The organism is Rickettsia tillamookensis (assembly GCF_016743795.2).
GTDB lineage: Bacteria > Pseudomonadota > Alphaproteobacteria > Rickettsiales > Rickettsiaceae > Rickettsia > Rickettsia tillamookensis.
Map to the genome: position 1 here is coordinate 1,001,282 of NZ_CP060138.2, position 12,492 is coordinate 1,013,773.

Consider the following 12,492-nt stretch of genomic DNA (forward strand, 5'->3'; position numbering starts at 1 on the left):
GTCCACGGGGTGACACAGTGGGTTTTAGCGGTCCACGCAGGCAATGCCTCCTCACAATGACGAAAAACCGAGCCATGCAACAAGACCCACGGTCACTCTCAATGACGACACCTATCTTTAGTTAGAAATACTTGACTTTTTCTTATATAAAACCTAAATGCAATAAAACGAAATAGCAGAACTAATACTTAAAACGAAGCATAATAAAGCAAAATTGCTTATCGTTTCGCTGTGTATTTTAGAAACCAAATAAGTTACGGCAGCGATAACTACATAGTATATTGCACCGAATATAGATCCTGCTGTACCTGTTACTTTAGCGTAATCCTCAAGAGCATAACGAAGCGTTATAGGAATAAGTAGACTATGCCCAACCATATGAATCATCATCGGTACAAATATCATAGCAATTGCAAGATTTTGACTTGTTTGAACAAACTCTAATATAAAAGCATTTAGTGCAAATAATATACAACCACACACACTAAAAATAAATCCTAAGCCCATAACTTTTTTATCGTGTACATGGCGTTTTTTTATTAAATACCCTCCTAAAAACCCTCCAAAGATAGCGGCAAAAGATAATAGAAACGCTAATTTACCGTAAAAAGACGGGGCAACTTTCATTTTATCAATAAAAATAAAAGGAGCTTCTATGAAAAAACCATAATATATGCCGTTAAATGCACCAATGATAAAAGCATATAACCAAAGAATTTTATCTTTAATAATTACCTGCAAAACCTCAAAATATTTACTACTTTGCGAGAAATCTATATAAGAATTTGTTTCAGGTAAAACTTTATAATATAAAGCTAGTAATATAGTACCGGTAAGACTAAAAAATACAAACACATAATGCCAGTTTGAATATTCTATAATATAGCCCCCTATAGATGAACCGAGTGAAGGGATAAATAACAGCCACGGAGATAGACTAGCATAGACATATGATAACTCTGAGCCTTGTGATAGGAATCTCTAGCCATAGCCTGCCAATAACAGAGCCTACACTTACCCCAAAAGCTTGTACAAAACGAGCTATCATCAGCATTTCTATATTAACTGCAAAAATGCTAATAATTGAAGATACAACATAAATAAAAAGCCCGAGTAAAGCTATAGGTCTTCTACCGTAAATATCCGATAATCTGCCAAGCGTTAATATACCGAGAGCAAATCCTAAAAAATATAATGTAGAGGTAATTTGAGTAATACCGCCGTCAATGCCGAAATATTTGGTTAAACTCGGTAATCCTGAAGTATAAATTGTTTCCGTAGTCGGTGATAAAATAAATAAGCATAGAAGCATCCATGCCGGAATCTTCGCAATAATTTTCATAAGTGTTGTAAACTACATTTTTATGTCATTCTGTTGATTGCAGAAATCAGCTTTGTTGCATGGCTCGTTTATGTCATTCCCGCGTGTTATTGCCTGCGTGGATACCAAATCGTCATTGCGAGGAGCGAAGGGCGTTGTTGCATGGCTCGAAAAACCCGCTCGGTGTCATACCGTGGCTTGTCCACGGTATCCAGTAAAACAACTAAAAATACTAATAATATTAGTATTTTTAACTGGATCCCGTGAATAAATCACGGAATGACAAAGGTGAAGCCGAGCCACGCAACAATGCCACGCCTCCGCAGGAATAACATAAATAAATACTGCCGCTTTTACTGATTAATCCGCTCCAAACAAATTCTTTCCGTTAGCGTTTTTAATTTTTCTACTCTCTCAATCACGTAAAGTAGCTGTTCTTTAGTAATTTTATAATTTTTATCATATCTCGCATCAACGTAAGCTTTGCGAAGTAATTTAAAACATTCTTTTTGTTCGGGAGTTGCAATAGGAAACACTTGCAATAACTCACTATTATAATTTGCTGCTCTACTACCTAACTTTTTTATATCATGGAGTTTTGGTTTATAATTAGAAAAAACTAATAAAATAGCACTATATAAACTCTCGGTAGCTTGATGAAGATAAAAAGCACTTTTATTTAACTCACCTCTTTCAAATGGATATTTACAATCAATCAAAAATCCGCATCCACTTCTAAACCACTCTTCATAATAATCTTTAGCAATTTCTTTCATCTCACTCCAAGGTAAATCTTTAGCTTCGCTTAAGGTAAATTCCTTACTATCGTATAAAAGTATGCCTTCTTTTTTAATATCTGTGTAAAAATAACGCCCTATCTCTAACTGACTATTTACCTCGTCTATTGATTCAAGAATTATAGATATTTCTGAATCATATGGGATAATCTGATCTTTTATTACTCCCGTCTTTTCTAATCTTTTATATATTTTATCTTCCAACCTTAAAGTAACATGTCCTTTATATTTACCTTTTTTTAAAATTATTAAAATATCGGTATCGCTATGGTAACCGTTAGGCAAATCACGTACCCAATCGCCTCTAGCAAACGAACCATACAAGATAATCATGGCAATTTTATCTTGTGCAATATCTAAAATTTGCTGCACTATAAAATTAAGCCTTGCTTGGATTTTTAGCGAGCGATCAGGTAAAATTGTTTTCATAATATTACTTTTTTCGGTATTTTAAGTATTTTTCCGTCATTGCGAGAAGGCATTGTTGCGTGGATACCAACTCGTCATTGCGAGCGACCGTAGGGAGCGTGGCAATCCAGTAAAAATAATAAAAAAATGCTAAATTTAGCATTTTTTACTGGATTGCTTCGTCGAATTACTACGTAATTCTTCTCGCAATGACGGAAAACCGATCCACACAACAATGCCTCCTCGCAATAACGATATCCGCTTTTAGTTAGCAGTACCCATAGTAGCTATACGTTAAATCTAAAATGTACTATATCTCCATCCTGCATTTTATATTCTTTACCCTCTAAACGCATTTTGCCTACCTCTTTAGCTTTTGCCTCACTACCAAGATTTATATAATCTTCATAGCCGATAACTTCTGCTCTGATAAAGCCTTTTTCAAAATCAGTATGAATAATACCAGCAGCAGCCGGGGCAAACGTACCGTCTTTAAAAGTCCAGCTATGAGCTTCTTTTGGTCCTATAGTAAAAAAGCTTTTAAGGTTTAAGAGATTATACCCCTCTTTAATAACTTTACTAAGCCCAGTTTCCTCTAAACCTATAAATTTTAAAAACTCTTCTTTTTCTTCCATGCTTTCAAGCAAAGCAATCTCAGCTTCTATTTTTGAAGAAATTACAACGCTTTTAGCGTTTTCTTTCTTCGCTCTTTCTGCTACTAATTTTGTAAATTCATTACCGACTGCAGCATCTTTTTCAAGTACGTTACATATATATAAAACGGGCTTAGAAGTAATTAACTGCAATTGCTTTAAATTATCAGCTCCTAAAGTTTCATTTAACACTCTTGCAGGTTTACCGTCTGCCAGCACTTTATAAACCTCTTTTAACAGCTCTATCTGCTCTGCCATTGTTTTATCGCCTGACTTCAAGCGTTTTTCACTTGTTGCTAAACGCTTTTCAACCGATTCTATATCAGCAAGTATTAACTCTGTTTCAATAACCTCAAGGTCGTGAATTGGGTCGACTTTATTATGTACGTGCGTTATATCCTCATCTTCAAAGCAACGTAGTACATGCAATATTGCATCGACTTCCCTGATATGAGACAAGAACTTATTACCAAGCCCCTCCCCTTTACTTGCACCTTTAACGAGCCCTGCAATATCAACAAACTCAATATAAGACGGTATAATTTTACCGCTTCCGGCTAAATTTGCGAGTTTATGTAAACGCTCATCCGGGACTGAAACTTTGCTACTATTAGGCTCAATAGTACAAAACGGATAATTAGCGGCATCCGCAGCCTGACTTGCCGTTAAGGCATTAAATAACGTCGACTTACCGACATTCGGTAACCCAACAATTCCAAGTTTTAGTGTCATAAATTTTTCCTTAATAAGTACATAATAGAATCTTTCTCATAACCGTGTCTTGTAAATTCTATTTTATATCCTAGCTTCTCATAAAACGGTTTTGCTTGGAAGTCCATAGTCGATAAACAAACAAATGTACAGCTACGTTCACGTGCTAGATTTTCGGCTTTTTCTATTAACAAGCTGCCATAATTTTGGTTTCTATAATTTTCATTTACAAATAATGAACTAACATATAAAGCCCCCCAAAAACTTATTCCGCTAATTCCCCCGATAAAATCCTTATTTTGATCTAATAATGAAAAAGAAAAAGATTTTAGATCGCCTCTTAAATTTTTCTTTTCTCTAGCCTCTTTATTAAAAGCATCCCAAATTATAGCTGAATATGCTTTATCCATTTCTTCGGCATAAACAATTTCAAAACCTTGCGTCATAAATTTTTTCTTTTTATATCGTTCCTGCGTGGATACCAAATCATCATTGCGAGGAGGCATTACCAGCGTGGACCGGTAAACCCCACTATGTCACCCCGTGGCTTGTCCACGGGGTCCAGAAAAACAATAAAAAATACTAATAATTTTAGTATTTTTAACTGGATCCCGTGGACAAGCCACGGGATGACAGAGGTAAAATTGATCTACACAACAATGCCTTCTCGCAATGACGAAAAACCAATCCACACTTATCCAATCTTATTCTTAAATTCTTCTAATTTATTCTCTAATACTAAATCAAAGTTATTAGTGATTTTATCTATAGCTTGCAATGCGGTTTCATACTCGGATTTAGGGAAATTATTCAGTACGTAATCTGCTACATCCTGATTATTTTGCGGTCTACCTACCCCAACCCTAATGCGATTATAATTATTGCCTATAACACCGTCAATTGATTTTAAACCGTTATGCCCGCCGTTACCGCCACCCGTTTTGAATTTTATTCTACCTGTTTCTAAATCAATATCATCATGAATAACAAAGATTTTTGCGGGGTGGATATTATAATATGTTTTCACTGATATCACTGACTTGCCGGACAAGTTCATATAGGTAGTAGGCTTGATAAAAATTATCTTTTGTTCATCCCTAGTACTTTCAGCAATCTCGCAATTGAATTTTTTCTTTGTACTAAATGAGGAATTATATTGCTCTGCTATTTTCTCTATAGCAATAAAACCGATATTATGCCTCGTATATTGATACTCTTTTCCTGGATTACCAAGACCAATAACAAGAATCATAATATTTACCTAAAATGTAATGAATGGAAAATTTTTGAAGAAATATGGTTTGGAAGAAGTATATGAACATTCAGAATGTCATTCTCGTTTCTAACGGCATTGCCCGCGTGGATCGAAAAATGTTCTTATTGTCATACCGTGGCTTGTCCACGGTATCCAGTAAAACAACTAAAAATACTAATATTATTAGTATTTTTAACTAGACCCCGTGGACAAGCCACGGGGTGACAGTAGCGCATCCAAGCAGCTTACTTCCCTGCTTCAGCGGCTTGTTGTTCACTTTCAGCTTCGGTTTTTGCTCCTCTGCGTCCTATTATAGTTGCAAGGACAAATTCTTTTTTTGTAACAAAGCTACAGCCTTTCGGTAATTCTATTTTTGAAGATTTGAGCGAAGTAGCAATAGGCATATTAGTAACGTCGATAGTTACGTTTCTTGGGATATTATTAACATCACATAATAAAGTAACTCTTCTTTTTACTATATTAAAGTACCCACCTCTTTTAACGCCTAAAGCTCTTTCCTTCCCTTCATATACTACAGGTACTTCCATTTTTTGAGTTTTCTCTTCTAAAAAGACAAAATCAACATGGCGTACTATATCCGTAACAGGATGTAACTCCACGGCCTTCGGTAATACTTTATATTTTTTCTTATCAATCGTTAAATTAATTAACTGAGAGATAAAAGCCGGCTTTCTATAATATTTGGTTATTTCCTTTTCTTCTAAAGAAATACTGACAGGTGTTTTACCTGCACCGTAAATAATAGCCGGAACACGCCCTTCTCTTCTTAATGCTCTTGCCGCTCCTGTCCCGAATTCATTACGGGATTTAGCTTCAAGCTCTAATATTTCACTCATTATTTCAACACTTTAAACTTAAAAAAGATTATAATAGCTTCAATTAATATAAAATTCAAGTATTTTGTAAAATGCCTCATAAGGCATCGCTTAGAGAATGGTTGGTATCGTCATTGCGAGCGACTGAAAGGAGCGTGGCAATCCAAAAAAAAATAATAAAAAAAATTCTGTAAATCAGAATTTTTTACTGGATTGCTTCGTCGAATTACTAACGTAATTCTTCTCGCAATGACGTAAATTTTTCAAATAAAACGAGTATCTCACTCAATCCCTAAAAACTTGTGAGTTTGCAAGGACAACCTAGCACCACTTTCTAATGCTAATTTTACTGCTAACTCATTATTTTCGTCATTAAGTCTTTGGTTGTTTTGATCCATAGGTTGCACGAAAACCGGTATATTATAAGCTGTTTGCCCTACTTCCGGTATGAGATTATATTCTAAAATATTTTTAGCAACGATAAATTTCACTGCACTAATTTTAGGCAACAAATCTTCTCTTATTTTGCTATAACCGTTTTTACCCGCTTTCGGCGAACAAATTATAGACACTTCATTTGGCAAAGAGCGATATAACGTACCATTAGTCTCTATTTGGACTTTAAAATCTCGGTCTAATAACTTCTGGCATAGCAACTCTATAGGTTGACGCATCGGCTCACCGCCAGTTATTACTACTAAACTGATTGATTTTTCATTTTTAGAATTTAATGCCAAGCTTTCGACTTTATTCAAAATCTCAGCTATATCTACTAACTTAAAATCTTCAAACTTGGTATCACAAAAATTACAAGCAAGATTACACCCTCCGAGTCTAATAAAGATCGCAGGACAACCTACAAAAATGCCTTCTCCTTGTATAGTCTTAAAAATAGACTGTACCTCTAACTTAGTACCGTCACCGTTTAATATGCTTCTTTTAGGATTTTGTCCGAACATTTTCAGTATTAATTATGTATTCAGAATCCCCCATTATAGCAAATAGTTTTAAAAAATAATAGAGTTGTTTACTCAATAACAATTTAATCGAGTTCTGCAATATTATTCATAGGTGCATCACCTAAAGGAGTCATCTCTAACTTATCATTTATAATAAAAGGCTGGTAACTCTTCCCTAATTCTAATACTACTGATTCTGGATTTTCATCACATATAAATCTAATATAAGGTCTTCCCTCAAGTAACTGAAGCATTCTATCATCTACCGTAATGCTGCAATTTTTAGGGATATGAAATCTAATTGGTTTTCCGCTTGGTGCATTAAGGATATAATTAGTAATATCTTGAAAATTAGTATTTTTCATAGAATCTTAATTTTAGATTGAATTTATAACACTTAGAATATGATTTTTTCTTAAAAAATCAATAATTAATTTAGATTTAATTAAAAATTTATTTACATATGGTCTCTTAAAAAAAATCTTGCAATAATTAATAAAAAAATCTATTATCTAGTTTTCTATCTGTACGTGGCTTTGGTATGCCTAATTACGGTTTAAATCTAGTAAATACCAATTATAAGGAATAAATATGCCTAAATTAAAAACAAAATCTGCCGTAAAAAAACGTTTTAAACTTACTGCTACCGGCAAGGTTATCGCATCTCAAGCAGGTAAAAAACATTTTATGCGTCGTCGTACTAAAGCTCAAATTCGTAACCTTAGAGGAACTACAATACTTTGTCCTCAAGACGGATATAATATTAAAAAATATTTTTTACCGTACGGTATTAATTAATTTAATTAGGAGCTAAGCAATGACACGTGCAAAATCAGGAAAAATTTCCAAAAATCGACATAAAAAAATCCTTAAATTAGCCAAAGGCTATAGGGGTAGAGCTAATAGCTGTTTTAGAGTAGCTATTGAAAAAGTAGAAAAAGCCCTTCAATATGCTTACAGAGACCGTAGAAATCGTAAGCGTGATTTCAGAGGCTTATGGATTCAAAGAATAAATGCAGCAGTAAGAGAGCATGGGCTTGTTTACTCTCAATTTATGGGAGCTCTTAAAAAAGCAGAAATCGATATAGATCGTAAAGTACTTGCAGAACTTGCCGTCAATAACAGTGATGGATTCGCAAGTATCGTAGAAAAAGCAAAAGCACATATTTAGTTTAATTGTCATCCCGTGGCTTGTCCACGGGATCTCAGGACACAAGCTGTGATACAACATTCCGTGGACAAGCCATGGAATGACATGTTTATAACAATTAATTTTTATTTTCGTTCGGTATAAATATTATGAAACGTACATTTCAACCTAGCAATTTAGTTAGAAAAAGAAGACATGGTTTTAGATCTAGAATGGCTACTCCAACCGGAAGAGCAATCTTAAGAAAACGTCGTGCTAAAGGTAGACATAAATTATCTGCTTAAAATAATCTGACTTATCAAATTGTCTATTACCTCTTTAAAAAATCAAAAAGAATTTGAGCTTATAAATAAGCTTGGAAAGAAGTTCCATGAGAGATATTTTATTTTGGTAATAGCCAAAAAACTTCCTAAAATCTTCCTTGAATCAAAATATAACACCTTTTTAGGGATCAAAGTTAGCAGAAAGCTAAATAAAAAAGCTGTGGTTCGCAATAAAATTAAAAGACGTATAAGACATCTAGTTAGAATTATTGTTAGTGATTCTAAGCTTAAAGCTATAAAATTCGCAATGATTATTATTCCAAGAAAAGGATTTGAAGAGATAAACTTCTCACATTTGAATTGTGAATTAAGTAAAATAATTCTAAGAAATATTTAGATTTTATTGAATGGCTTAACATTGCTCGCTGTGGAGCGGTTTTTCCGTCATTGCGAGGAGACATTGTTGTGTGGATACCGATGTCATTCCTAGCTAAAAGCGGCATTGTTGCATGGCTCGGAAAACCTGCTGGGTGTCATACCGTGGCTTGTCCAGCTTTGTTGCATGGCTCAGTTTTTCGTCATTGCGAGAAGAATTACATAGTAATTCGACGAAGCAATCCAGTTAAAAATTCTGATTTACAGAATTTTTTTATTATTTTTTCTAGATTGCCACGTCGCTTCGCTCCTCGCAATGACGATTTGGTAGCTATGCAACAACACCGACTTGTCCAGGGGATGACAACAAAAAAACCGAGCCATGCAACAACGCCTTTAGTCACTCGCAATGATCATTAGATATCCATACAAGCAAACCTTCCACGGGAATAATATTGAATTTTATTACTTATGCTCCCTCTATCCCCTATCCTAATACCGGTACTTCTTCTACTACAGTAAGTGCTGTATCTATAGTAGCTTCTTCAGATATAATAGTATTTATAGCAGGATTATAATTTTTTACTAATTCCATAACTTCCAAATTATGCGTCTCTTCTGCCGTAGAAATAGTATAGCTGTTTACCTTTATAGTAGGATGCTCAAGTACAGCTTTCAGAATATCTAAATCACCTTTCTCTATAGCCTTATCAAGACTATAAGACTCTATCTTTGTAGTACTACAGCTTTTAGAATAGCTAAATCGCCTTTCTCTATAGCATTATTAAGATTAGAAAAGCTTATTTTAGTATTATCATACTTAAGTAAACAAATTAATAGTTCGTTATTCCCTTGCTCTATAGCTTTACTTATACTGCTATCAGTGTATAATCCCTTCTGATTTAACATAGTCTCTATCTTGCTTAGAGAAAATTTATTAAAATTATATGTTTCTAAGGTTAAAACTCTACTAAATACTCTGATTAACTCAGCTTGTGCTAGTTCTTTCGGTTCTGTTTCTATATTTAAATTAAATATTTCGGGATATGATTCATGATATTCCGAATGAATATTTTTATAAAACTTTACAAAAGCTTCATATTCTTTATGTAAAAAAGCCGGCAACTCCTCAATACTTTTCATGTTTTTAATTTTATCAGCACTTAAAGAAAAATTATGAATTTGATTGTCTAATTTATAGCTTATACTAAAATTTGATGCTGCTAATAAATGAAAATTATCTCGTATATACTCAATCAGTGAAGAGTCATTTTTTGTTCTAGCATCATAATTATTTTGAGCTAATTGCATAATATTTGCATCGCCGGCTTTGTTATAAGTACATAACACCATATTGCCCTGTACATAATCTAAATGATGTTGAGCTGCCCCTGAATGACAAGAAAATATATGAACAATGTTACATTGATTTTCAGTGGTATTATTTTGTATTTTATTAAGCAGTGTGATATCTAACACAGAAGTTGTACCTTCATCAGCAAATGTACTAATTAATAAGTAAGAAGGCTCAGGCATAAAATATGATTTAATTTTTCCCCATAAACCTAAATTAGTAGGTTTATAGAAAAACTCTGATCCATGTGCATTTATAAAATATTCACTATCTGTAGCTGAAGGTAAGTCAGCTAAGGTTTTTATTTCTTTGATATCAGGATTTTCATTTTTTATACTTACATCAGGGCCTTTAAGCAATATTTTTTGCATATTTACATCTTTATCCAATTAATTTAGTTACCATATTACGTGATAATTTCCATAGAATGTGGTAATTCTTAAAAAAGTCAAGAGAAAATTTAGAGTTGATAATTATAGATAATGGCATTACAAATAAGGCAAGAAAGGATAAGATTTAAAAAAATCTTATCCTAGTTGAGTTATACAAACAGAGTTTAGAAAGAACTTGAAAGATTGTTTATTGAATCTCCAGATCAGTATTTCCTAATATTGTTATATCTGAATTACTATCCGTATTTTCTTCCGTAAAATTTAAATTGAGTGCAATAGTCTTATTTAAAAGAATTTCAGGAGTTATTCCTTTATAATTTATATTTTCTATTATATTTTTTGAAACAATATTTGATCCTAGAGTTAGTGTACCCTCACCAGATATATTTAAAATGCTTCCTGATCCTATAGTTAGTAGACCAGCGATATTCAAAGATTTTCCTGTTTCTATAATTACGGTAGTATCAGAATTGAATGAGATATTAGTAAGAATCGTATTTGATTCTAGAACAAGTCTAAGAGTATTTATATTCATAGAGTCTAAATGAATATCTAAACAATCTTCAATCTTTATTTCTTTTAAATAATTTTCTTGTGCCTCTTGTGACATTTCAAGTAACTCATTTTTAGCAATAGTCATTTTTTCTGCTAGTTTATATAGATTTTTATCTTTTAAGAGATCTAATAAAAATTTTTTACTAGGTAACAACTGCAATAGTTCCTTATAAGTTATGGTATCGGAAAACCATTTTATTAACTTCCAATTTTCAAAAAAGAATTTTTTATCATTTTCCTCTGTTAGTGTTCTATAGAATTTTATCCGCTCATCATTTACCGTAAAATCCTCGGATAATTTTTTGAGAGTTTCTTCTAATCTACCTAATATTGCTAAATCAAAAAAATCATTACCGCTATGTAGCTGGTCATTATTAAGAGTAAGGATTGTACTATTTCCTGCTATTAACTCACATAACTTCTCTAACTCATTACCAACTACGTAATCAATATCTTTAAAACTAAGTTGCTTTTGTTTAAGTAATTTTTGAATATTTTCATTAAGAAGATAAGTTGCTTTTGTATAGTTTATTGCTCCAAGTTCATTTATGCCTTTTTGCTTATCATCTTCATAATAATTACGAGCAATTTCAAATAATCTTCTTACTATAATTCTAGCTTCAATAATTCTATCTTCATTTATGTTATTTTCCCTGGAATAACTACTAGCTAATATCTCTAACAATGGATAATTTGAAATAATAGATTCTATTTCTCCTGCACTTAACATTCCATCTTTAACTAACAAATGCTTTTCTGTTGATGCTTTAGGCCTTGACGCTTGCACCTCTACACTTAATTGTTTATAATTGTCTATACTTTCCTCATCTTGTTTTTTCTTATACGCATCTTCTATTTCTTTTTGCTTTAATTCATTACTCTTACTCCAGTTATAAGCCTCTTTTTCTTCTTCATTTTCAGCTTGACCGTTTTTAATACGCTCTATTTTGTTCTCTACTTCTACAATTTTTTCTTTTATAAATTTAGAAGACTCTATATATATTACCTTCAAAAACTCCTTATCTACATTCTTATCTTTATCTTTAATATATTTTCTAAATTCTGATTTTAATCTGAAAAACTCTTTCATAACCTCAGCATTCTCAATAGGCATTGATTGGTTAAGGTACTTTAAATTATTGTAAATATACTGAAAATTTTCTTTTTGCTTTTCATAGTCAAATAAAAATTCTGCTTTTATATACTCTTCAATAGCATCAATAACACTTACTACAAAACTTGTCTTTTCTACTTCAAAATCTAATTCGCTCATATTCAAATCCTAATTATTATTAAATTAAAATTTAAGAAATTTTAACTTTTGGTAATATAATAATTAATTAAGATAGTGTCAATGTCATATAGTCAATTCAATTGGATTTTCATACAAGAAGCAAGGAGCGAAACCTATAGACTAGTAGGCGAGTACAAATCAATTGACTATAAAATACGGTCATTGATTT

The 12,492-nt window shown here is 32.6% G+C and carries 12 protein-coding genes and 3 pseudogenes; 5 read left to right on the forward strand and 10 right to left on the reverse strand.

Translation table 11 applies throughout. The features are described from left to right. Window positions 1-153: 153 nt before the first annotated feature. The 5 genes and pseudogenes from H6P87_RS04915 to pth all read right to left on the reverse strand — a co-directional run bounded on the left by H6P87_RS04915 (window position 154) and on the right by pth (window position 5,142). Window positions 154-1,342 (reverse strand): annotated as a pseudogene (locus H6P87_RS04915) (Bcr/CflA family efflux MFS transporter). Window positions 1,343-1,674: 332 nt separating this feature from the next. After that, window positions 1,675-2,547: a HEPN domain-containing protein gene (locus H6P87_RS04920; protein ID WP_202068784.1), complete on the reverse strand. Its 873-nt coding sequence runs from the start codon at window positions 2,545-2,547 to the stop codon at window positions 1,675-1,677. Window positions 2,548-2,813: 266 nt separating this feature from the next. Next, complete coding sequence (ychF, locus tag H6P87_RS04925; protein ID WP_202068786.1) at window positions 2,814-3,911, reverse strand: redox-regulated ATPase YchF; 1,098 nt, start codon at window positions 3,909-3,911, stop codon at window positions 2,814-2,816. Next, complete coding sequence (locus tag H6P87_RS04930; protein WP_246437773.1) at window positions 3,908-4,396, reverse strand: GNAT family N-acetyltransferase; 489 nt, start codon at window positions 4,394-4,396, stop codon at window positions 3,908-3,910. The genes ychF and H6P87_RS04930 overlap by 4 nt, the downstream gene beginning before the upstream one ends. A gap of 188 nt (window positions 4,397-4,584) precedes the next feature. Continuing rightward, window positions 4,585-5,142 carry an aminoacyl-tRNA hydrolase gene (gene pth / locus H6P87_RS04935; protein ID WP_202068792.1) on the reverse strand — a complete coding sequence of 186 codons (558 nt, stop codon included), beginning with the start codon at window positions 5,140-5,142 and terminating at the stop codon, window positions 4,585-4,587. 127 nt (window positions 5,143-5,269) lie between these two features. Between pth and H6P87_RS07555 the strand changes: the two are divergent. Continuing rightward, a pseudogene (locus tag H6P87_RS07555) lies at window positions 5,270-5,342 on the forward strand (permease); the annotation flags it as partial. 48 nt (window positions 5,343-5,390) lie between these two features. Here the strand turns inward: H6P87_RS07555 and H6P87_RS04945 are convergent. From H6P87_RS04945 to H6P87_RS04955, 3 genes are all read right to left on the reverse strand, one after another. Beyond that, on the reverse strand, window positions 5,391-6,002 hold the full coding sequence (locus H6P87_RS04945; protein WP_202068796.1) for a 50S ribosomal protein L25/general stress protein Ctc: 612 nt from the start codon (window positions 6,000-6,002) through the stop codon (window positions 5,391-5,393). Between the two features lie 260 nt (window positions 6,003-6,262). Further along, window positions 6,263-6,940: a 7-carboxy-7-deazaguanine synthase QueE gene (locus H6P87_RS04950; protein ID WP_202068798.1), complete on the reverse strand. Its 678-nt coding sequence runs from the start codon at window positions 6,938-6,940 to the stop codon at window positions 6,263-6,265. Window positions 6,941-7,023: 83 nt separating this feature from the next. Beyond that, window positions 7,024-7,305 (reverse strand): hypothetical protein, encoded by a 282-nt coding sequence (locus H6P87_RS04955; protein WP_202070173.1) that lies wholly within the window; start codon window positions 7,303-7,305, stop codon window positions 7,024-7,026. 226 nt (window positions 7,306-7,531) lie between these two features. On the opposite strand from H6P87_RS04955, the gene rpmI reads away from it, so the two are divergent. The 4 genes from rpmI to rnpA all read left to right on the forward strand — a co-directional run bounded on the left by rpmI (window position 7,532) and on the right by rnpA (window position 8,750). Beyond that, complete coding sequence (rpmI, locus tag H6P87_RS04960; RefSeq protein ID WP_202068800.1) at window positions 7,532-7,738, forward strand: 50S ribosomal protein L35; 207 nt, start codon at window positions 7,532-7,534, stop codon at window positions 7,736-7,738. Between the two features lie 19 nt (window positions 7,739-7,757). Next, a complete protein-coding gene (gene rplT / locus H6P87_RS04965; protein ID WP_040256020.1) occupies window positions 7,758-8,111 on the forward strand; it encodes a 50S ribosomal protein L20 in 354 nt (117 codons plus the stop codon). Between the two features lie 128 nt (window positions 8,112-8,239). Continuing rightward, window positions 8,240-8,374 carry a 50S ribosomal protein L34 gene (gene rpmH, locus H6P87_RS04970; RefSeq protein WP_011270688.1) on the forward strand — a complete coding sequence of 45 codons (135 nt, stop codon included), beginning with the start codon at window positions 8,240-8,242 and terminating at the stop codon, window positions 8,372-8,374. Window positions 8,375-8,393: 19 nt separating this feature from the next. Further along, a complete protein-coding gene (gene rnpA, locus H6P87_RS04975) occupies window positions 8,394-8,750 on the forward strand; it encodes a ribonuclease P protein component (protein WP_202068802.1) in 357 nt (118 codons plus the stop codon). Between the two features lie 465 nt (window positions 8,751-9,215). On the opposite strand, the pseudogene H6P87_RS04980 reads toward rnpA, so the two are convergent. Further along, window positions 9,216-10,453, reverse strand: a pseudogene (locus H6P87_RS04980) (hypothetical protein). Between the two features lie 208 nt (window positions 10,454-10,661). Beyond that, entirely contained in the window at window positions 10,662-12,302 is a 1,641-nt protein-coding gene (locus H6P87_RS04985; RefSeq protein WP_246437776.1) for a hypothetical protein, read from the reverse strand. Window positions 12,303-12,492: the final 190 nt, after the last annotated feature.